Below are 22709 nucleotides of genomic sequence, written 5' to 3'. Positions count from 1 at the left end.
TCCCGCCCGTCCTTTTTGGACGGGCGGGACGCCCATCCCACAAACTTGTGGAAGTTATTTAATTCTCATTCCTTAGAGCCGGCACACTCGCTAAAAAACCCGGTTTCGAGGAGTCTGAGTGCGTCCAGGACTTTTCTTCCTGCTTCCTGCTTCCTTCTTGCTTCTTCCATAAGATCAAATTTGCAGATTAACCGGGTTTCCTAAATACTGTGGCGTAGGTTTTAAATAGATTGCAGTTCCCTACACTCTGCCCAGTCTCGATTCCAGAATCTCCAACGCCTCACATAGCCAGTTAATAAATTGTCCATTCAGGGGGCTGGCAGCACCCTCAATGCTTCTGACGATCGCCTCACGCGACTAACAGCTCAGAATGCTTGTACAGTCATGGTTTAATGGCCATAAAACCAATCTCCCACAGCCAGTGCTTAGAATCAGATTCAGCAGCCAAAAACTGTTGCATGAGAGAGTGGAACACTGGCATCACTGCGGTTATCTCTACGAACGTAACATTCAATGTATAGAGAGTTGAATCAGCACAGCAAGCGAAACCGCCAGCTACTGCCGCCTCACTCTCTAACAAATGTCCTCGCACACCCGCTGTGCACTACCACCCGATAAACGCCATGACTGTCAAAGCTGCCACCAACACCGTCAATTGCAACACCGCTTCTGACCTCAACAGCATTCCTGCCACCTCTAGCGAACCAAACGCCGAAATCAATACTGTTCCCAGCATCAATGTCCTGGCTTTGGCTGACTTCGCCGTCAAAGAATTGCAAGCGTCCATGAAAACTGCCAGCCGCAGCACTCAAGCAGTGGCGATGCGGATTGCTAAGGAAGTCGAACGGATTTGCCAAAAAAGCGATCGCATCCAAATTTCCGGCGAAGTTGAAGCTTGGCAAATCACCTTGGCCGAGCACCGGTTGCAAAAAACCTTGCAATACTACCGCCTCGGTTCCAAACAAGGCCGTGTCGAACTGCATTCTCACCTCGCGGCCATGATTTACCGCCATGTTGCTTCCTTCCGATCGAACTTGAACTTCCAAGCTCGCTACAACATGATTGAAGACTTTTTGCAAGGCTTTTACATCGAATCTTTGCGAGCTTTCCGCCGCGAACACCAACTCGATGCCACCTACCAGCCCCGCACGCAGCTAGAATTGGCTGAGTACATGGCTTTTACCGAACACTACGCCAAGCGCCAAATCGGTTTGCCCGGCCGCAACCGCCAGCGCCTGATCGTGTTGCGCGCTCAAGGATTTGCCAAGGGCCAGCCTCCGGAAACTGCGATCGACATTGAAATGGCTGTAGAGTCGGGCAAGGGAGAAGATGCGGAAATCTACAGCCGCTCTCCGGCGCTGCAACAAGTGCGCGAGCAAATGGTATCGGAAACTGTCGATCCGGCTGATGCTGTGCTGCGCGATCGAGTAGTCTCGGAATTGATCGCCTATCTGGAAGCCCAAAATCAGCCCGAATGCGTGGACTACCTAACTTTAAAATTGCAAGACCTTTCGGCTTCGGAAATCGATCGAGTTCTCGGTTTGTCTTCCCGCCAGCGCGACTACTTGCAACAGCGGTTTAAGTACCACGTCGAAAAATTTGCCCGCACTCAAAATTGGAAACTTGTGCACGAATGGCTGGGTGCTGATGTCGATCAAAAGCTGGGAATGACTTCGGACCAATGGGAAGAATTTCGGGCTCAACTGTCGCCCCAAATGCAGCAACTGTTAGAAATGAAGCGGAATCAAGAAAGCGACAAGGCGATCGGCGCTGCAATCCAATGCACTCCCAAACAAGTCCAAAAACGCTGGGCGCAACTGTTGGAGCTGGCAAGCCAGACTCGCAACAGCACCCAAGCTTAATTGGTACTCAAGTATGAATGCAACTGTTTTCTTGAGACTGAAAAATGCGATCGGGTGGGGCATCTGCACAGGACTGCCCGCCCCGGCCTGGGCTCTCAAATCAACAAGCGCTGCTACTAATTTATCGCTGCTTTTTGGCTCATTCAATTTATTAAAACAACATTACTTTTTTTTATATTTTTCGTTCCCGGGTAAGGCCTGGGAATTTGTTTCTATTAGTCATTGGTCATTGGTCATTAGTCATTGGTCATTGGTCATTAGTCATTGGTCATTAGTCATTGGTCATTGGTCATTAGTCATTGGTCATTAGTCATTGGTCATTAAGCTGTCGCGCATTTAAATTGTATATTCAGGGCGGGCGGGACGCCCACCCCACAAGACTTTGATTTTTTTTGACATACAATTTAAATGCCGCAACAGCTTAGTCATTGGTCATTAGTCATTAGAAATTGCGTGCTTCCGAGGCAGTACCTCGATTGGTTTATAAATGCTGTATCCGGTGTCGATCCGTAATGAAAACTATATAATTTTCGAGCGGGTATAAAAAAATTTTTCTCTGAGGTGCGGCTGATGTTTCCAGTGTGGTTGCAGGCAGGATTTTGGGGTTTAGTAGGGGCTTGGGCCTTGCTACTGGGAGCGGCAGTGGGTTACTTTGTGAGCATTCCCCAGCGGGCGATCGCGACAATTATGGCTTTTGGTGCCGGTGTGCTGATGTCAGCGCTATCCTTTGAGCTGATGGATGAAGCTTACAAGCGCGGCGGTTTCGACTCTACGGCGATCGGCTTTTTGGGAGGCGCTGCTGTCTACACAGCCGCCAATTGGTTTTTGAGCCAACAGGGAGCAAAACACCGCAAGCGATCGGGCGCTTTGCACCCAGCTAAAACAGAGTCAGGCGATGGCGGATTAGCCATCGCCCTCGGCGCGCTGTTAGACGGGATACCGGAGTCGATCGTCGTTGGTGTCAGCATGATTTCTGGAGGCGCTGTCAGTTGGGTGACAGTAGCGGCAATTTTCCTCTCCAACATTCCCGAAGGACTCTCCAGCGCCGCCGGCATGAAAAAAGCAGGGAGATCGATCGGTTACATTTTTGGAGTTTGGGGCGCGATCGCAGTTATTTCTGGTATCGCGGCATTGTTAGGATATACGGTTTTCAGCGGCTATTCTGCGGAGGTAATAGCCGCAACTACCGCCGTAGCTGCAGGGGCTATTTTAGCAATGATCTCAGATACTATGATTCCCGAAGCATTCGAGGAAACTCACGATTTTGCTGGACTAATTACTGTCTGCGGGTTTTTAGCTGCTTTTGTACTCAGCAAGTTAGCAGAAAGATAATTGGGAATTAGCAATCAGTCATGACTAATGTATAATTGCGAATTGCTGAGAGTTATAGTGTTTTTGATATAGACACAGAGGAATTTGATATGTTGCCAAGCTGTATCTGGCAACAAAAAAGCTTATAATCAACATCAACGATCGCACCTCCACAAGGAACTATAAAATTTATGTGTCTCAATCCCGGAGAGATACTGGCCGGACGCTACAGAATCATCGCTCGATTAGGACAGGGAGGATTCGCTAGAACCTACACCGCTCAAGATATACAAAACCCCGAAAATCCCCCGTGCGTTATCAAGGAAATTCCTTTTCCTCAATCCGAAAATCCCATGGTATTGGAAAGAGCCAGGAGGCGATTTCAAAGGGAAGCTAGGGCTTTGCAGACTCTAAGAAATAACTCGCGCATTCCTGAATTGTTCAATCACTTTGAGGAAAATAGCAATTTTTACTTAGTTCAAGAATTCATGGAAGGAACTCCCCTAAGTCAAGAACTCCCTCCGGGCCAACGGTGGACGGAAGCACAGGCGATCGCCTTTTTACGGGAAATATTAGAAATTTTAAACTCTATTCATCAAGCAAATGTTATTCATCGCGATATTACACCTTCTAACTTAATTCGGCGCCAAACAGATCGACAAATTGTTTTAATTGATTTTGGAGCGGTCAGAGAAATCAGCACTTTCACCTCTAGCCATACAGGTGAAATATTATCGCAGGCGATCGGCACCAGTGGTTATATGCCTGCCGAACAATACAATCCGCGGTCTGTCCCGCAACCCTACAACGACATTTATGCTCTCGGAATCATCGCCATCCAAGCTCTCACCGGCCAGCATCCCACCAATCTGCCACCAGACCCCGCAACTTGCGATATTATCTGGGATTACTCGACGCCCCATCGCCCTGCGGTACAAGTTAGCGACAACCTCAAAAATATTTTAACCAAAATGGTGCGTTACCACTTTCAAGACCGCTACCAATCTGTGGATGAAGTTTTGCAAGACTTGGATTCGCTTCAATTGCCACCGCCACCGCCACCGCCACCGCCGCCACCGCCTGTAGGGAACTTTCGTTGGTTGCTGTTGGGAGTTGCGGGACTGGGCGCTGCATTGGCGATCGGACTTTTAATCCCCAGAATTTCCCCGCGATCAACCCTGCCTACACTCTCCTCAACCCAGTCTACACCGTCCCCAACCCTGCCTCCACCCTCCCCAGATGGTGTAAGTTCTGGCGAAAAACTCCTAGTGCCACCCCCCGACGTTCCGTTAAAACAAAGGGGAATCAATGAGTTTGCCGACTCAAATTATCCCGAAGCTTTAAAATTGCTCAAACAGTCCTGGAAAGAAAAGCGCAAAGATCCAGAAGCTTTAATTTACATGAACAATGCTCTGCTGAAGGCAATAAATGCAGAATATTACACGATCGCAATTGTTGTTCCCATCCGCAGAAATCAGGACGGCAGCATCCTCAACGCAAATTTAGCCGAAGAACTTCTCCGCGGCATTGCTCAAGCTCAAACCGAAGTTAATTTAGGTCTTCCGGGTGTAAATGAGAACAATAAAGATTTTCCCGGTCAAGGCTTTCTCGAACCAAAAGCTATTAACGGAAAAGGTCTAAAAGTCATCATTGCTGATGACAGAAATATCAAAGACTACGCAGTTAAAAGGGCTCATTACCTGGTCGCTCAGCCCGATATTCTAGCAGTCATCGGACACTATACTAGCGACATGACTGTTAAAACAGTAGATATTTACAATGACAATAAACTGGTCGCCATTTCTTCGGGAAGCACAACAGAAGAACTGACGCGAAAACCTAGAAAATATTTCTTTCGGACGGCTCCGACAACTAGGATAGAAGCTGAATCTTTAGTAAATCAACTGATCTTGGTCGGTGAGAAAAAAGCCGCAGTCTTTTACAATCCCAACAGTCCGTTCAGCGTTTCTTTGTGGGAAGAATTTAAAAAGCAATTTGAAGCCCTAGGAGGAACGACTTCTATCAGTAATTATTACGACTTATCTAACAATAATTTTAACGCCGAAGCAGCAATCAATGAAGTTGAGAAAGCCGGAAAAACAGGCTTACTTCTCATTCCCGACGGTCAAGTCACTAATTCCCTCGAAAATGCGATCGAAATGATTAAAGCTAACAACGATCGCAATTGGGTTGTCGGGCCCTGGACGCTGTACGACCCGGGAACGTTAAAACTAGCAACACAGCTAAAGTCTATTGAAAAACTGGGTATATCCGTGTTTTGGCATCCGTTAATAAGTTTTGACAAAAAATTTCCGCAAAACGTTGAAAAATTGTGGGGAGGCCCGGTCAATACTCGAGCGGCTTTAACCTACGATGCCGCCCGGACCCTGATTAAAGCCCTAGAAATGCAGCAAGAACCCAGCCGCGAAGGAATGCAAAAAACCTTAGCCGATCCCAACTTTAAAGCCGCAGGAGCCACGGGTATAATTGAGTTTGACCCCAATACGCGAAATCGGCAAAACCCTCCTAAACGATTGGTGCATATTGTACCGTGTCCTAAAGAACAGTTTGGTTTCACCTTTGTGCCGATCGAATTTCCCACAGCCGCAGCCGCAGGTTTAAAGTGCGAGTGAATTGGTATCTTGTGGCATTCTCCACAAACCTGTAGGGGCTGGTTTTACGAAGTATAATGGCCTAAAACTAATAATCTCATAAACCAGTCCCCACCAGATGATAAAATCCTCGATATAAAATTGTGCAAGATGTGCGAGTGATATCAAATCCGTTAGCATCGCAATAGTAAATTCGAGTTCACTGTTGACGGTTGACTGTTCACTGTCAACAGTCAACCGTCAACCGTCAACAGTCAACATCATTCCGGTGTAACCGGAAATGATATGAATTGATATCTTGTGCCGAAGGCAGTAGTCGGCCAGAGCTTTAAACCCCACATCCGACTATTGCGACAGGTGCAACATATCCATTTATTAGATATATTAAAAAAAGCTAGTTTTTTTTTATAAGAATCCTTATGGCTATCAATCTCGATTCCGCAAAAAGTTCTAGCCTCAAACCAGAAGCCCAGAATATATCAGCACTCAAACAAGTCTTCCAGACAATTGATGCCGATAGCTGTCCGGGTTCCTATAACTTCCATATGCACACAGTCTACTCCGACGGGCGATTGCAGCCAGAGGCATTGCTGTGTCAAGCCATAGCCTGCGGCCTCAAAGGCTTAGCTATCACGGACCACCACAGCACCCAAGGCTACGTTCAAGCTCAACTTTGGCTGGATAATTGGAAATTAAACCATCCCGACAAAAATAGCGAAGCACCTAGTCTGTGGACAGGCGCTGAAATTAGTGCCGAATTGCTCAACAATGACGTACACATTCTCGGTTACGCCTTCTCCCCGCAACATCCGAGTCTCCAACCATACTTACGAGGTAAAGGTACTGAAGGCACCGCTTATTATCCAGCAGCCCGGGTAATTGAAGCTATTCATGAAGCAGGAGGTTTAGCAGTTCTAGCACATCCTTGCCGGTATCGATCGACCGCAGAGCAACTAATTCCAGAAGCAGCCCGTTTGGGCATTGACGGTGTAGAAACTTACTATGCTTATGGTAATCCCAATCCTTGGACACCGAGTCCCAAACAAACTGCTTTAGTCAAAGATTTAGCAGAAACTTATGGTTTGCTTGCAACTTGCGGAACCGACTCTCACGGGCTGAGTATTCTAGTCAGAATCTAAATATTTTGGAAATAACAAGTGCTTGATCCTGTCATTGCTACCCTAAGCCGATTCGGAGCTATCTCTTATCAAAGCAATCGCAATGACCCGAAAACAAGCAGTTCACCATGTCATATTATGTCCGATCGATCGCCCATAATACATAGTCCGATCGAGCGCCCATAATACAATTGCCGGGGCGGGTTTGTGAGATTGTCCGTTTTTGGCAAATATTATTGGTGAACCCGCCCGTACAGAAAGCAGGGTAACAGACCGGACATGATATCATATTATGTCCGCTAAAACGACCAGTATAAAATTGGTTCGTAGTGAGGACAGAAGTCCTCATAAAAATCCGAGGACTCCAGCCCTCACTACTTGCGTGATAACGGCTATTTTACTGGACTTGCTCTCATTGCGATCGCCAGCATTAGCTTTCGCGATCCCAAAGAAAGCAATCGTCAAAGCCGGTAATATTTTGGCAACTCCTAGAGACATTTCTCCCTAAAAACCAGTCGCCATTCTACCGTTCGGGGAACAACTGACAGGCCCTGTTAGTTGGCTGATTTGCCCAATCCAAGCGAGAATTCCCAAATCGATCCATCCAACCTTCCAAATAAGCGCGATTAGCCTTCTTTTCCTCTGGATCGGAGGTATTCATGGGATGAGGTGCTAAACCCAAAATAGTCGCCGTCGTCACGCAAAACATCGACTTCTGAAAACTCTGGCAAATTTGCACCCGCAGATCATCTTCACCCCGACAGCTAGTGCGATAAACTTCATGCAAATAATCCGGCAGAAAATGCCGCATATCTTGCATCAATTGAGTGGGCGGAATCCCTGCACCTCCGATCGGCAAAGGGTCTGCAAACAAAGCCCCGTAGGCAAATTCTCCCTGTTTTTCGGGGATGTGATGGGCTTGCGCGTTGTATGAAACTGTGCCAAAAAACGCAGTGCCCCGAAAGAAAACTGCCTCTACATAAGGCACTGCTACATCGGGTAAAAATGTCAAATTCGCCGCCGCCGGAATGATATCGTAGACTTGACCGTGAATCTTGACGCTGTAGGTAATTGGTAGACTGGCGGCGCTAACCAAACCTGCTAAGACAAAATTAACTACGTCAGCGATCGAATTAATTTTCCCGGCATCGTAGGAATCAGATAAGTCGATGAACAAATCGCTCATTACCCGCCAAAACTGACCGAGACCGCTGTAGTAAGCCAGCATCCGCACTTGTTCCGGCAAAAAATCAGGAAATGCTTTGTGGAGTCCCTGCATGAAAAAATTACCTTTCAATTTAGCCGCGATCGCCTTTTCCGCCAAACTGCTAAATTCTGGGGAATCCACATAAGTGTCCAAACCCCCGCCGCCGTGCCAAAGCATTGTTCTCATGCAATACTCAGCATACTCAAAATTAATGCGATCGTGCCACCAATAGCGAATTAATTTCGGCAGCGTCACCTCTCCATTGAAATATTTAAAAAACGGAAAAAGCACTAAAAACTGTTCTTCAGCGATGTAGTTGAGATTGCGCGAGTAGGCATCGAGAACCACACCGTAACTTTTGAGAATGCCGACAACTTCTACTACATTTTCCGCCGATTCTGGAAGCAAAGCTTTGCCTGATTCCAAGATGTCAATGTATGCGGCTAGGGGATGGGCAGACGGTTTTAATACTGTGCTTTTCATCTGGATTCAGCCTGAATTTAAAACTATTTTTTTACTGTTGATAGCTCTGTTATTATATCATTTTTGGCAATACTGGCTACCTAAACACACAAATATTTACTTAATTTTGATGTAAAAATACATACCCTACTGGACGCAATCTAGATCGAAGAAAGCAGGTTTTTTACGGTTTTGGCGGGGTGCGCTTGTTTGTAGTGAGTAGGACCATCCTCAGAAGTTTAGGATGACTTGCATTCCTCACTACAAACGAATTGGATTGCGGTCGATCGACCAGAGATCCTATCAGTCTAATTTTTGAGCAATCACTTTAACTTGCGGTGGCACATTAGCTACCATTCCGATCGCAGTTTTCTCGCTCAAAGCAACTAAAACACCCGGCTGCACTCCCATGATTGTGATAATTATTGCTAAAACCAGCGAAGGGATGCGATCGCGCCAGCGGACTTGCGGCAAATTTACCACCAAATCCGAAAGGCGACCGAAAAAGGCGCGGTTGACCATAAGTAAAAAGTAAACCGAAGTTAAACCAGTGCCGATCATGCAGAGGAAAGTTTGCACGGGAAACACTGGCAAACTGCCCCGAAATATCAAAAATTCAGCAATAAATCCAGCCAAACCCGGAATGCCGGCACTTGCCATCACGCCGAGGATCATTAAACTGCCAATCATCGGCAAACCGCGATCGGGATTGAACAAACCTTTGAGTACATCGATATTGCGGGTGCCAGATTTTTTGTAAACAACGCCGACACTCAAAAATAGCAGCGCCGAAATTAAACCGTGGCTAACCATTTGTAAAACAGTTCCCAGCATACTAATCGGAGTAGCTGCGGCGCTAGCTAACAGAATGTAGCCCATGTGAGCGATCGAACTGTAAGCTACAATTTTTTTCATATCTTTTTGGGCGATCGCGCAACTCGCCCCGTAAAGCACACTCACCACAGCCCAACTCGCCAAAATCGGCGCCGCCACCGCCCACGCATCCGGAAACAAACCCAAACCAAAGCGCAGCATCCCATAAGTTCCCAGCTTCAAAAGCACCCCAGCCAGCAGCACCGAAACCGGCGTCGAAGCTTCTACGTGAGCATCCGGCAACCAAGTATGAAAAGGCACCAAAGGAATCTTAATGCCAAAAGCCAGCAACACCCCTGCAAGCAAAACAATTTGCCTTACCAAAGGCAAAGGCAATCCTCCTTGCAAATGCGAGGCGCCCGCTGCACCAACCATATCGAAACTAGAAGCACCGCTGAGCCAAACCACCCCCAAGAAAGAAGCCAGCAGCACAATGCCAGAAAATGCAGTATAGATTAAAAACTTAGTAGCAGCATAACCCCGGCGCTCCCCTCCCCAAATCGCAATTAACAGGTAAAGCGGAATCAATTCTACCTCAAAAAACAGGAAAAATAGCAGCAAATTTTGAGATAAAAAAGCCCCCGTTACGCCGCCTGTAATTAACAGCATCAAAGAATAATAAAGTCGAGGTCTGCGGATCGACTCATCCGTAGCGTAAATAGCTACCCCTGTCAGCAGAGTATTTAAAATTACCAAAGGCAGAGACAAACCATCAACGCCGAGATTGTAATTCAATCCCAAAGCATCTATCCAAGGAACGAATTGCGAAAACTGCAACTGACTCGTACTCGCATCAAACTGAGCTGCCAAAATCACCGAGAGAATAAAAGTTATGCCCGCAATGGCGATCGCGACATTCCGCACTATTTTAGGACCGATCGCACCCGGCCAGAACCCAATTAAGGCGGCCGCCAACATTGGTATCCAGATTAAAGCACTGAGCATCAATTAAAACTTTCCTTTGTTACAGAGTTTTTAGAACTATATTTAACATTAACGCAAAGCAACCGCATAAAAAAGCGTCCGGCTGACTTTCTTGTTAACATAGATTCAAATGTCTCTGGAAACCTCCTATGACCTCAAGTCTTACAGATCGAGAAGATTTGCAAATTAAATCCGGTTCTCCTTCCACCCGCCTAACAGTTGCCGACTTAGAACAACTGCAAGGTATACTCTGCGAAGCGCATCTAGACTACCAATTAGAACTCGTAGACGGGAAGATTATCATTATGGGCCCATCAGACATTGTATCGAGCGAAATTGGGGCAGAGTTTGGCAGACTTTTGGGGAACTGGGTCAAACCCCGCAAACTCGGACGAGTTTTTGAGTCCAGCGGCGGGTTTATCCTCCCCAATTCCGATCTGAGAGCACCCGATGTTTCGTTTGTGACAGCCTCGCGCCTCAAACAAAGTAAAAGGTATTTTGCCGAACTCGTTCCCGACTTAGTTGTAGAAATCAAATCTCAGTCCGATCGCCTCAAACCCCTGCGAGAAAAAATTCAATCATTTATCGAACTCGGAGCAAAAGTAGGAATATTAATCGACCCAGACAAGCGCACAGTAACAATTTACACTCCGACAGCCGAGCCAGTTGTATTAAGAGACAGCGACATGATTTCAATTCCCGAACTCGTGCCCGGTTGGGAAATTGCGGTGACCGAATTGTGGCCAATCGACTTCGAGTAAAAACAGATAAAAAAGCAGACAAACCCAGAATAAAATCATCTGCGTTCATCTGCGTACATCCGCCCTCATCTGCGGTTTAAAATTAAAAAACATCAGACAAAAAGCAGACAAACCCCAAAAAATTCATCTGCCAACCTAAAACTGCCAAATAATCAAAGCCAGCAACACAGCAACCCCCGTCGTAATAGTCAACACATAAAACTGCGACTGACCGGTGCCGCTGTACTTCAACCCTTCCCCGCTGAAAATTGTCGCAAAACCAAACAAATTCACCGCCCCGTCCACCACATACCTGTCAGTCCAAGCACTGATTTTAGAAATAGAAGCCACAGCCCAAACCACAGTCAAGCGGTAAACTCGATCGATATAAAAATCGTAAGCCAACAAATCCTGTACCACCGGAACAGGCAGCCGTACCGGTCGAGGTAACACCCCGTACCAATAAATCGCCACCCCAACCGCAACGCCAATCAACCCAGATAACATTAGCAGCGGAATATCCAGAGTCTTCAACAGCAAATTTAAAGCATCAAAATCCCCCGTTTGCGCCCAAGGGCCAGTCCAACTAATTAACAATTGCCACTGCTGCAATATCCAAGGCACCAACAGCCCCATCACGGTCAAAATTACCATCGGCAAAGCCATCTGCCAAGCGACTTCTGGAGCTCTGCGAGTTTTCGGCTGCGGTTTTCCAGCAAACACTAAACCGAATATGCGAGTTAAATTTAGCGCCGTCAAACCATTAACCAAAAGCAACACAATTACCAGCCACAAAGGCACCGTCCAAAAACCGTTGAGCCAGCGCCGCATCGTCCAAAAGTTGCCCATAGGCAATAGCGCTACCATCCCCGCAGCGCCTACTAAATAAGCCGTAGTCGTGGCAGGCATCTTCGACCACAAGCCACCCATTTCAGTTAAATCTTGAGTGTTAGTTGTGGTAATAACTGACCCTATGCTCATGAATAATAGGCCCTTGGCGATCGAGTGCACGAACAGCAACAGCAAAGCAATGTCAACGTGATTTTGCCCCACCGCGATAAACACCAAACCCAAAGAAGCGCTGGTAGAATGCGATAATGCTCTTTTGATATCGATTTGGGCGATCGCCACCAAGGAAGCGCCAACAGCAGTCACCGCACCCAAAACCACCAGCACCCCATCAGTCACGGGCGACAGCGCTAAAACAGGCTGAAGTTTAATCAAAACATAAGCCCCACCGCCCACAACTACCGTATTCCGCATAATCGAAGCCGGGTTGGGTCCTTCCATCGCCTCGTCGAGCCACAAATGGAACGGAAATTGAGCGCACTTGGCCGTAGGTGCGGCAATTAAAGCCAAACCTAAAAGAGTCGCCACTAGAGGAGACAAAGTTGCTGTTTCCGCCCATGTTTCCAAGTCGGAAAAATTCAAACTTCCCGCTAAAGTTGAAAGTGTCACTACTCCCATCAGCAGCGGCACGTCTCCTACACGCTTTGTTAAAAACGCATCACGAGCGGCTGTTACTACCAGCGGTTGAGCGTACCAAAACCCGACTAGCAAGTAAGTTGAAAGCGTCAGCAGTTCCAACAAAGCGTAAGTTAGAAGCAGCGAGTCGCTAATGGCAATGCCGCTAATTGCCGCCTCAAAAAAACCGAGCAGCCCAAAAAATCGAGCTAGGGCCCAGTCTTTTTCCATGTAGCCAAGAGCGTAAATTTGTGCTAGCAAACTCAGAAGTGTAACTAACTCCATTGCTCCGACGCTGACCGTGGAGATTTCTATTGCAAAAGACAAATCTAAATCTGCTGCTTGCACCCAGTGGACGAGCAACTGTTGGGGCGGTTGATCCCAAGTCGCTGTAAAAATAACTGACCCGTGTATGAAAGCCAACACACTCATCAACAAATTGAAGTAAGCCGCCGGTCTGGGCCCTGTTGTGCGAACTGTTCCCGTAGACCACGGCAAAGTTAAAATTGCGCCTATTAAGCCATATAAAGGTACCCACCAACAGGCTTGCAGGAGAAATTGAGTCATAAAAATACTCGGTAAGTGGGAAACGAGCGTCACAAAGAGTGCGGACAGGGAAACGACGCGAGCGGTTTCAACCGCCGTGAATCTTGCCATTACCGCGCCAAGGATTGCTAAATTCGGTGTAATGAATGTGATGTGTTTTCACTCTTGACAATTACTATCTCAAATTTCGCAACCCGCGATCGGATAATGTTTGCTCCTTTATGAGCCTAATTGAGACGGGTTATGTTAGTTTCGACAAAGTTAATGACCGGTACTCGATCGAGGACACCGATTTAACCAAATAAGTCTGTTTCATCCTAAATTTCGCAATTCAAGGAACTAGCTGAGCATCCCTTGGTAGGTCTTTAACTCTTACCGTTAACGTAGTACGCAGGTACACCTCTGGTCAACTCGGGTTTAAGTCAAAGGCCCGAAGCGAGCGTGTCTTTAGAACCTGGGTTGTTGACTTAATCTATCCCTTAAACTTGAAATTACCGCCTGCCTTTATACAAAAAACAGTCGCGGGCGATCGCCCGATACCCAAAAACTTTGAGTGACAACTCCTACACCAACTGAGTACAGTCTGGTGTAGGCTTCTCGGCGACTCCTGCTATTGCATAGGACATTGACCGAGCTTTAAGAACGGGTTGCCCCACCGCCCTATTTTTGATAACAATTGCGGCGTTGTGATCGCGGTCAAGACTGCACCTACAATGAGGACAGTCGTGCCAACGAACCTGCAGCTTTTTTGGTACTTTCTCGCCGCAATTAGAACAATCTTGTGAAGTATTATAGGCACTTACTGGGATAACCAACAAACCAGCATTTACGGCTTTGTTTGTTAGTATCGACATAAAGCTTGACCACCCAGCGTCTAAGACAGATTTAGCTAATTTTGTACGAGCGAGTCCTTTAATGTTTAAATCCTCATGCGCGATTACGTCATATTTTGATAGCAGCCAATTAGCTGTTTTGAAGTGAAAATCTTTGCGTTTATCCGCTACTTTTTTGTGACACTTCCCTAGTTGCTTAACCGCCTTCTGCCTCCGTTTACTGCCTTTTTTGCGACGTGATACCCGCTTCTGGATAACCCGTAAACGCTTCTGGGTTTTACGGTAATACTGAGGAATAGCAACTGTTTCACCTTCAGATGTTGTCAAAAACTCCTTGAGTCCTACGTCAATACCTGTTATTGAATGAGGATTGAAGTCTGGCTTGATCTCTGGAACTGTCTTGTCTTCTAGGGAAAGAGTTAAACAATAGCCATCCGCTTTTTTCGTGACAGATGCAGTTTTGATTTTGAAGCCGTCCGGGATAGGGCGATGCAAGACAACCTTAACTTTGCCGAACATCGGCAAGCTAATCGAGTTGCAGGGCAAGCACCCGTCCTTCATTTGCGGATAAGTAAAGGTGCGATAACGGCTGCGCGATTTAAAGCGAGGCTTGCCGCTACGTTTTCCATTACTGTCACCTTTTAAGAAACGATCAAACGTTACCTTGACCCGCTTAACCACATCTTGAAGGACTTGCGAATAAATCTCGCTATACCAAGGATGGGTTTTCTTGAGTTGAGGTAACGTTTTCTTTTGCGAGTAATAATCAGGATTTTCTCGCAGTTCAGGTAAGTGGCAGACGAGAGGACAGGCGTTAACAGAAGAACGATTTTCTTGATACCAGTTAAATCTGTCAGCCAACAGATAGTTGTATTGAGCCGATAGCATCGACAGCCATCTGTCTAGCTCAACTACCTGCTGCTTCGTGGGACGTAACTTGTATTGGTAAGCTGTTCTCATACCTATCCTCCTTAAAAGCTATGGTAGCGTGATTGTGTTCGCACTGACAACACAGCATGAAAAATAAAAACCTTCACATCCGATTGTCCGAAAAACGACTTAACAAGCTGAGAACGATCGCTGCCAAAAAATAAAAAACTATCACCCAGATGGTAGAAGAATGGATTGATCGACTATCGCTTACAATTATTGACTGACTACGTACCTCCGTCAGTCGCGCATTCATCCCACACTGATTTATTGGGGGTACTCGGCTATGCCTCGATTAATCCCCCTCTAAATTCAGTGTGGGGCTTCTGCTGTTTTAGCTAAACCCGATCGTATAGTTCCGGCAAAATAATTTGCACTCAAGATTCACTATACATTAAAGCATCAAAACTGAGAATTCTCTCAATACAAATTTACAGACCCAGCAGGCTCGGCACTCAAAGAAAAAAATGCCTGCTCATCAGCCAAGACTGCCTTTTTTGCCGATTTCCCCGCGATCCCCATTTTTGAAATCCCCAATTTTCCCGGCACTGATCGGCCCCGGCTTCACCTACCGAACTCTACTTTATCAGTATTGTTACTTACTCTAATCCCCGATCGCCCCCGACATCTACTCCTCTCTATATTAAGTTTATTAAATAAATATTAAATTATTTTAAGTAACATAAAAAATTTTAATTTTTGTTATTAAACATTATGATGTTAGTTTATATTGTCAAGGTGGACAGCTTCCCCTATTCTTAAAGGATAGGAAGCTTTACACTGCATTACTAAATAATGTGGGCCTCCCCGTCCAAATTTTTAGATTTCTCAAAGATTTGTAACGGTAATTTCACTAATCCTCAAAGGAGATTCAAAAATGTCAATTGCCGTGGGAATGATTGAGACGAAAGGTTTTCCCGCTGTTGTGGAAGCTGCCGACGCTATGGTCAAAGCTGCCCGTGTTACCCTAGTGGGCTATGAAAAAATCGGCAGCGCCCGCGTCACCGTAATTGTGCGCGGCAACGTGTCGGAAGTCCAAGCCTCAGTGGCCGCCGGAGTGGAATCCGTCAAGCGGGTCAACGGCGGAGAAGTCGTATCTACCCACATCATCGCTCGCCCCCACGAAAACCTAGAATACGTTCTGCCGATTCGATATACAGAAGCAGTAGAACAGTTCCGAGGCTACTAAGTTCCTAGCGCACAGAAATTTCGTTTGACGAAAATTAGTGCGCCCGTCAAAAATTAACTGTTTAGTTACCCAAATATTCAATCAGGAGTAAAACCAATGGCAATTGCAGTTGGCATGATCGAAACCTTAGGCTTCCCCGCAGTTGTAGAAGCTGCTGACGCGATGGTCAAAGCAGCCCGCGTCACCTTGGTAGGCTACGAAAAAATCGGTAGCGCTCGCGTTACAGTCATTGTCAGAGGAGATGTCTCCGAAGTGCAAGCCTCAGTCGCCGCCGGAGTAGAGTCAGTGAAGCGCGTTAACGGCGGACAAGTGATGTCCACCCACATTATCGCCCGCCCTCACGAAAACTTGGAGTACGTGCTGCCGATTCGCTACACCGAAGCTGTAGAACAGTTCCGCGAAGGCGTGAGCGGCATTCGCCCTCTCAACAGATCATAAGATAGGCCGTCATGCAATGGGGCATTAGGTAATTAAAAATTAAAAATTAAAAATCGCGATGTTTTTGATTTAGCATTTTTAATTTTTAATTGAGGTGGGCATGGGATATTGGTTATTAGTCAGGAGTCATTAGTCAGGAGTCATTAGTCAAGAGTCATTAGTTACTAGACGAATAACTCTAAACTGCCGGCAGCGGACAGAGCAAAGCTAATAAAAACAAAGACAAGTGACAGTGTAAAAATGACAATTACCAATTACCAATTACCTCTTACCTAAAATGCAAATGGCCAAAGTTCTCGGCACAGTTGTCAGTACCCAAAAAGAGCCGACGCTGAGAGGATCGAAATTTCTACTGCTGCAATTCATCGATGAGGAAGGTTCCCCAGTTCCCGGATATGAGGTAGCGGCTGACTGTGTGGGCGCTGGTATCGATGAATGGGTTTTAGTGACCAGAGGCAGCGCGGCCCGGATCGCGCCCGGGAGCGAAAACCGTCCGATCGATGCTCTGGTAGTAGGCATTATAGATACTGTCAATGTAGAAAACCGCCTCATTTACAGTAAAAAAGACGACCCGTACCGCTAGTTGCAACCGTTAGCAGTTAGCAGTTAGTGGAAAAATAACTAACAACTACCAACTAACAACTAACAACTAACAACTAACAAAAAGATTTTTCAGCTTAGGAGAACTTAATTTATGGCAGTCCGCAACGTTGCGGCTCCCCCGACGCCTTGGTCGAAAAACTTGGCTGAGCCGAAAATTCACGATACCGCCTTCGTACATTCCTTTTCTAACATTATTGGGGATGTGCATATCGGTTCTAATGTGATGATTGCCCCCGGGACATCTATCCGCGCCGATGAAGGCACTCCTTTTTATATCGGACAAGGAAGCAACATTCAAGACGGAGTAGTGATTCACGGCCTAGAACAAGGCCGAGTCACAGGAGACGACGGCAAGTCCTATTCTGTGTGGGTGGGGAAAAATACTTCCCTCACCCACATGAGTTTAATTCACGGGCCTGCCTACGTCGGCGACGACTGCTTTATCGGCTTTCGCTCTACGGTGTTCAATGCCAGAGTGGGCAACGGCTGCATTGTCATGATGCACGTACTAATTCAAGATGTGGAGATTCCCGAAGGTAAGTACATACCTTCGGGAGCCATCATCACTAATCAGCAACAAGCCGATCGCTTGCCTGACGTTCTAGATTCTGACGTTAAATTTGCGACCCATGTCATCGGCATCAATGACGCTCTGAGAACGGGTTATCGCTGCGCTGAGAACATCGCCTGTCTAGCACCAATTCGCAACGAGCAAACTAAAAACTCCAATATGACTCAAACCAAATATTCTACCCATGCCGGCACCCAATTGAGTTCTTCTCTTGCCGATAGCATCCGCAATTTACTAGCCCAAGGATACAGCGTAGGAGCCGAACACGCCGACGCGCGCCGCTTCCGTACCGGTTCTTGGCGCACTTGTGGCCCGATTTCCTCAACCCGCGACTCGGAAGTAATCGCGGCTTTGTCAGCTTGCATGGCCGACCACCAAGGAGAATACGTCCGCTTGATCGGGATTGACACCAAAGCCAAGCGCCGCGTACTAGAAGAAATCGTCCAAAGACCGGGAGACAACGGCTCAAACGGTTCTAACGGTGCCAAAACTCACCAATCTAACGGTAAAGTTGCACAAGCTTCATACCACAATAGCGGTTCCGTGTCAAGCGGAAAATTGAGTGAGGCAACAGTGGCTCAGGTTCGCAGCTTGCTAGCTCAAGGCTACAAGGTGGGGACGGAACACGCCGACGCGCGCCGCTTCCGTACCAGTTCTTGGCAAAGCGGGGCTTCGCTGCAAGTCAGAAACGAATCTGAGGCGATCGCCGCTTTGGAATCTGTGATGAATCAGTACCCGGGCGAGTACGTGCGCTTGATCGGGATTGACCCGAAAGCTAAGCGGCGCGTGGTTGAAGAAATTATTCAGCGTCCCGACGGCCCGGTGGCTCAATCGGCTAAGCCTGCAGCAACATCTAAGCCTGCAGGAACATCGGGATACAAAGCCACGACGACGGGTTCGGCGCCCAGCAGCGGAATGTTGACCGGCAAGACGATCGACCAAATCCGCAACCTGCTTTCCCAAGGCTACAAAATTGGCACGGAACACGCCGATGCGCGCCGTTTCCGCACCGGTTCTTGGAACAGTTGCGCGCCGATCGCATCCAACCGCGAATCCGAAGTGATTTCGGCTCTCGAAAGCTGTCTCAAAGAACACAGCGGCGAGTACGTCCGCTTGCTTGGCATCGATTCTAAGGCCAAGCGCCGGGTACTCGAAGAAATTATCCAACGACCTTAAGAAGCTAGGTAATTAGCTTGTTTCTCCCGTTAAGTCCTCGCCCTGGGTTCCACGGGAGAAACCCCAGCCGATTGAAGTTGGATTTGAGATAGTTAAAAAGATCGATTGAGAAAAGTTGGTCAAAATCTAGAATCTTCTGAAACTTTCTAGAAAACGTTAAAGCATCACACTTCTGTGCATTAGTAAATTATCGTTTCTTAGATTGACATGATTAAATTTATCAGTCGAGAAAACCCATAATTTTAATTCATTTAATCGAAAAAAATAGCTCTTTTCATGGTGAAGTTGAATGTATTTATCGCCACTACAATTAAGTAGCAACTCTCAGATTTTGATGAGTGGCGATGTAGTTGTGAATCAGGGTGCGGCGATCGCCCCAGGAGTAATCCTGCAAGCAGAGCCGGGCAGCCGGATCTCGATCGCCGCCGGTGCGTGTATCGGCATGGGAGTTATCCTTCACGCCCGTGAAGGCACTCTGGAAATCGAGGCAGGCGTTATTCTGGGTGCAGGGGTGCTGGTGGTAGGTGCGGGGAAGATCGGGGCAAATGCCTGTATTGGCGCGGGGACGACACTGATCGATCCTTGTATCGACCAAATGCAAATTATGCCAGCAGGTTCTCTAATCGGAGATACCAGCCGCCAAGCCTCCGCAGAAGCAACCGCAGCAGCGCCAACAGCAGCGCCAACATCACCAGAAACCCCCGAAGCCACTACGCCACCTGTCGCTCCACCGATCGAGCCGCCTTCCCCCGCCCAAACACCGCCTCAAACGGCGCCGGAAACGACCCCAGATGCGCCGGAATCCACCGCCCCAGAGCCGCCCCAACCAGGGGAGACGCCAACTATTCTCTACGGCCAAGCTCACATCAATCGGCTGCTGGGGACGCTGTTTCCGCACCGGCAAGCTTTTAATCGATCGGAGGAAAACGGTCAAACTCTATCGGGCGGTTCCGGGTAGCCGTCATTTTCGCAAAAGGCAGCTATGCTGAAGGCAGAAAGATCAAATATAAATAGGTAATCTCATATTATATTGGTAGCTCAGCAATTTGTAAGACCTTGCAGCAGCAATCAGTGTCTTGTAGCTCGTGCAGTCTGTCTTCTCATCTGAGAAACTAAAACTATCAACAAATTTTTATTTTGGGAAGTTTCTAAAGGTAATCGAAGATGGACGGACAAACAGATCGTAACAGTCACCAAGAGCGATCGCAGCGCCAGGAATACTTCAAAGACACTGCTTTGGGTTTGGTATCGACCAAGAGTTTTCCGGCAATTGTCGGGACTGCTGACATGATGCTGAAGTCGGCAGGGGTGATTTTGGTAGGATACGAAAAAATTGGTTCCGGTCACTGTACGGCGATCGTCCGCGGCAGAATTTCGGATGTGCGTTTGGCTGTGGAAGCTGGAGCTCAAACAGCCGAACAGTTCGGGCAGTTTGTTTCTAAGTTGGTGATTCCTAGACCTTTGGCTAATTTAGAAGTGGTTTTGCCGATCGGCTTTCGGCTGACTGAACTTTCCGAAAGTGGCAGTTATTCTCGCCTTAGCAATCAGGCGATCGGTTTGCTCGAAACCCGGGGATTTCCGGCAATGGTCGGCGCTTGCGATGCTATGCTCAAATCCGCAGACGTACACTTGGCAGCTTACGAGAAAATTGGCGCCGGTTTGTGCACGGCAATTATTCGCGGTGCAGTTGCAGATGTAGCAGTAGCCGTAGAAGCGGGGATGTACGAAGCTGAGCGAATTGGCGAGTTGAACGCGGTAATGGTAATTCCGAGGCCTTTGGAAGATTTGGAACAAACTTTACCGCTGGCGAGTTGCTGGATTGAGCAGCGTACACCTGTAATGATGCCCGTGTCGGTTAAGGAAAAGGAAAAAGAATTGATCGAACTTCCAGATTTGGAGAAATTGACTGTTTATGTGGAAGAGGAAATCAATCGGTAATTGGGAATTCGTAATTGATAATTGGACAATCAAAGCTGCTGTGCAAACATAGCGAAATCTTTTGTATTCACGACTTTTGATTGTGAAATACTGTTTTTAATAGAAGTAAACGTCGGTGGAAGTTACCCCTGGGCGAGCCGGGCCTGGGCTTTCAAATACTTGCACCCGAACAGCAGAGTTTTTCTGCCGGAGGTGGGTGTAGCGCCAAGAGTCATCTAAGATGATGATGCCACCCTGTTTAATTTGAGTTTCGGCGAGCGCAAAGCAAATAGGGCGCAGGTTATACTTTGACCAGTCCTCGAGTCCGTCTATTAAAATCACGTCGGCTTCTGTGTCTCGAAGAGATTGCACGTAGGGGGAGTTCTCGAAGTCAGGCGTTTGTGATAAATCGCACTCTACTAACTGTAAGTTGGCGTTGGTCACAGAGTTCGCTTGGAGTTTGCTCTGGACGCGCGAGTACCAAAGTGGTTCGTGTTCGGTGCTAGTCACGCGGGCAACTCGCGAAGCAAAAAACAGCGTCGAACCCCCGGAACCGTATTCGTAAACTGTCATGTCCGGTTTCAAGTATCCCTCGAGGAAGTCGATCGCGGCGTAGGAAATCCAGGGAAGTTCTATCTCTAGCGGGGAACTGCGTGCTGGTGCGCGATCGCGCAGGTAGCGGGGAATGTACTCTGGATGGGTTGCAAAACTGCCAGCCAGACGCAGTAATTTACTTGCTATAGTTCCGTCCATCTTTCTCTATTCCTGTTTGGATACTACCATCCCACTATAAGGCCGGCAAGGGAGACTGGTCTTTAAAATCGGGTAACAAATATTTGTACCGATCTTGCCGAAAATAGTGAGTTAATGTTTCTCATGAAAATATAAAGTTTACTTTTTTGGAGTGCGTACAACTTTGTACCTAGTTGCTGTCTCAAGCTTAATTTTCCGCTCGATCCGAACCCAGCCGCATCAAGAGACACAGAACACCAACTAAAACCAGACTTTTCTGATCGAGTCTATCGCGTAAACAATCGAACTGACTACTTAAATCCAGGCGAGGTGTAGACTCTTTCAACAGGATTTAACTACGCTTAAAATAAAAAAAATCCTGTTTAGGGTAGATTGCGGGGAACCAGTCAAGAGTTACCCTAGCTGCAGGGGTATGCTCTTTCAAGAGATTAACGACCCTCGAGCAAAGGAATCAACCCCCAGAATCAAGCACTCCTGAAAGTTGACCTATGAACCTCAAGCAATTTTACAAGCGCGGTTTGGACAGCGCTAAGGAAGGAAACTATGAAGCGGCGATCGACGATTTCGATCGCATATTGCAAGTCAATCCCGCCGATGCCAAAGCCTATAACAATCGCGGCTTGGTTTACTATTACATGAAAGACTACCAGAAAGCGATCGCAGACCTCAGCCAAGCCCTCGATATCAATCCTAATTTGTTCGAAGCTTACTTAAATCGAGGCAATGCTTGGCGTCATCTCGGAGAACACGAAAAAGCCATTGAAGATCTCAACTGCGCTTTAGTAAATAAGCCTAACAGCCACGCTATCTACAACAACCGGGGACTTGTACTAGCTAATTTAGGAAATTACGAAGAAGCAATAGAAGACTACAATCGAGCTCTCTCTATCAATTCCCACCATTATAAAACCTATTACAACCGGGGGCGCGCTTACTACCTTTTGGGAGAAAAGGAGGCAGCAACGGAGAACTTTAACGAAACGCTGCGGTTGAATCCTAGATATACCAAAGCTTACATAAATCGCGGTCTTTCTTATCACCAATTAGGAGACAATACGCAGGCGATCGCCGATTACAACACAGCACTCGGCATCGATCCACAAAATGTTTATGCGTATTATAACAGAGGTTGCGTTCGCTATAAATTAAAACAAATGCAGCTTGCAATTGAAGACTTTGA

General features: G+C 47.1%; 19 protein-coding genes. 12 read left to right on the top strand and 7 right to left on the bottom strand.

Going from position 1 to position 22709, the window contains the following annotated elements; genetic code table 11:
* Window positions 1-382: 382 nt before the first annotated feature.
* On the bottom strand, window positions 383-592 hold the full coding sequence (locus ACUVJL_RS30310) for a hypothetical protein (RefSeq protein ID WP_445249228.1): 210 nt from the start codon (window positions 590-592) through the stop codon (window positions 383-385).
* 31 nt (window positions 593-623) lie between these two features.
* On the opposite strand from ACUVJL_RS30310, the gene ACUVJL_RS30305 reads away from it, so the two are divergent.
* The 4 genes from ACUVJL_RS30305 (at window position 624) to ACUVJL_RS30290 (ending at window position 6924) form a co-directional block, all read left to right on the top strand.
* Window positions 624-1862, top strand: coding sequence for a HetZ-related protein (locus ACUVJL_RS30305; RefSeq protein ID WP_445249227.1), 1239 nt, complete (start codon window positions 624-626; stop codon window positions 1860-1862).
* 570 nt (window positions 1863-2432) lie between these two features.
* Window positions 2433-3194, top strand: a complete 762-nt coding sequence (locus ACUVJL_RS30300) for a ZIP family metal transporter (RefSeq protein ID WP_445249226.1) — start codon at window positions 2433-2435, stop codon at window positions 3192-3194.
* Between the two features lie 170 nt (window positions 3195-3364).
* Window positions 3365-5806, top strand: a complete 2442-nt coding sequence (locus ACUVJL_RS30295; RefSeq protein WP_445249225.1) for a protein kinase domain-containing protein — start codon at window positions 3365-3367, stop codon at window positions 5804-5806.
* 398 nt (window positions 5807-6204) lie between these two features.
* A complete protein-coding gene (locus ACUVJL_RS30290; protein WP_445249224.1) occupies window positions 6205-6924 on the top strand; it encodes a PHP domain-containing protein in 720 nt (239 codons plus the stop codon).
* 324 nt (window positions 6925-7248) lie between these two features.
* Here ACUVJL_RS30290 and ACUVJL_RS30285 read toward each other — a convergent pair whose 3' ends face one another.
* The 3 genes from ACUVJL_RS30285 to ACUVJL_RS30275 form a co-directional block, all read right to left on the bottom strand.
* Complete coding sequence (locus ACUVJL_RS30285; RefSeq protein ID WP_445249223.1) at window positions 7249-7401, bottom strand: hypothetical protein; 153 nt, start codon at window positions 7399-7401, stop codon at window positions 7249-7251.
* Between the two features lie 25 nt (window positions 7402-7426).
* A complete protein-coding gene (locus tag ACUVJL_RS30280; RefSeq protein WP_445249222.1) occupies window positions 7427-8593 on the bottom strand; it encodes a CO2 hydration protein in 1167 nt (388 codons plus the stop codon).
* A 282-nt stretch (window positions 8594-8875) separates the two neighbouring features.
* Entirely contained in the window at window positions 8876-10390 is a 1515-nt protein-coding gene (locus ACUVJL_RS30275) for an NADH-quinone oxidoreductase subunit M (RefSeq protein ID WP_445249221.1), read from the bottom strand.
* A 128-nt stretch (window positions 10391-10518) separates the two neighbouring features.
* Here ACUVJL_RS30275 and ACUVJL_RS30270 point away from each other — a divergent pair, with 128 nt between their 5' ends.
* Complete coding sequence (locus tag ACUVJL_RS30270; protein ID WP_445249220.1) at window positions 10519-11130, top strand: Uma2 family endonuclease; 612 nt, start codon at window positions 10519-10521, stop codon at window positions 11128-11130.
* Window positions 11131-11265: 135 nt separating this feature from the next.
* On the opposite strand, the gene ACUVJL_RS30265 is transcribed toward ACUVJL_RS30270, so the two are convergent.
* Window positions 11266-13140 (bottom strand): NAD(P)H-quinone oxidoreductase subunit F, encoded by a 1875-nt coding sequence (locus tag ACUVJL_RS30265; protein WP_445249219.1) that lies wholly within the window; start codon window positions 13138-13140, stop codon window positions 11266-11268.
* Window positions 13141-13682: 542 nt separating this feature from the next.
* Complete coding sequence (locus ACUVJL_RS30260; protein WP_445249218.1) at window positions 13683-14912, bottom strand: RNA-guided endonuclease InsQ/TnpB family protein; 1230 nt, start codon at window positions 14910-14912, stop codon at window positions 13683-13685.
* Between the two features lie 847 nt (window positions 14913-15759).
* Here ACUVJL_RS30260 and ACUVJL_RS30255 point away from each other — a divergent pair.
* From ACUVJL_RS30255 to ACUVJL_RS30230, 6 genes are all read left to right on the top strand, one after another.
* The gene (locus ACUVJL_RS30255; RefSeq protein WP_006635059.1) at window positions 15760-16071 is read left to right on the top strand and encodes a carbon dioxide-concentrating mechanism protein CcmK; all 312 of its coding nucleotides are present in this window, start codon (window positions 15760-15762) and stop codon (window positions 16069-16071) included.
* Between the two features lie 96 nt (window positions 16072-16167).
* A complete protein-coding gene (locus ACUVJL_RS30250) occupies window positions 16168-16509 on the top strand; it encodes a carbon dioxide-concentrating mechanism protein CcmK (protein ID WP_006635058.1) in 342 nt (113 codons plus the stop codon).
* 277 nt (window positions 16510-16786) lie between these two features.
* Complete coding sequence (locus tag ACUVJL_RS30245) at window positions 16787-17092, top strand: EutN/CcmL family microcompartment protein (RefSeq protein ID WP_172186882.1); 306 nt, start codon at window positions 16787-16789, stop codon at window positions 17090-17092.
* A 111-nt stretch (window positions 17093-17203) separates the two neighbouring features.
* Complete coding sequence (locus ACUVJL_RS30240; protein ID WP_445249217.1) at window positions 17204-18859, top strand: ribulose bisphosphate carboxylase small subunit; 1656 nt, start codon at window positions 17204-17206, stop codon at window positions 18857-18859.
* Between the two features lie 289 nt (window positions 18860-19148).
* Window positions 19149-19817: a carbon dioxide concentrating mechanism protein gene (locus ACUVJL_RS30235; RefSeq protein ID WP_445249216.1), complete on the top strand. Its 669-nt coding sequence runs from the start codon at window positions 19149-19151 to the stop codon at window positions 19815-19817.
* 206 nt (window positions 19818-20023) lie between these two features.
* Entirely contained in the window at window positions 20024-20797 is a 774-nt protein-coding gene (locus ACUVJL_RS30230) for a BMC domain-containing protein (protein WP_333439496.1), read from the top strand.
* 96 nt (window positions 20798-20893) lie between these two features.
* Here ACUVJL_RS30230 and ACUVJL_RS30225 read toward each other — a convergent pair whose 3' ends face one another.
* Window positions 20894-21529 carry a hypothetical protein gene (locus ACUVJL_RS30225; RefSeq protein WP_445249215.1) on the bottom strand — a complete coding sequence of 212 codons (636 nt, stop codon included), beginning with the start codon at window positions 21527-21529 and terminating at the stop codon, window positions 20894-20896.
* 488 nt (window positions 21530-22017) lie between these two features.
* Between ACUVJL_RS30225 and ACUVJL_RS30220 the strand changes: the two genes are divergently transcribed.
* Window positions 22018-22709, top strand: a 692-nt coding sequence (locus tag ACUVJL_RS30220) for a tetratricopeptide repeat protein (RefSeq protein WP_445249214.1), incomplete at its 3' end; no start/stop codon positions are given.

Source organism: Microcoleus sp. OTE_8_concoct_300, from assembly GCF_031383065.1.
Classification (GTDB): domain Bacteria; phylum Cyanobacteriota; class Cyanobacteriia; order Cyanobacteriales; family Microcoleaceae; genus Microcoleus.
The sequence above is the reverse complement of the archived record's forward strand: the minus strand, read 5'-3'. Positions and strand labels throughout refer to the sequence as shown.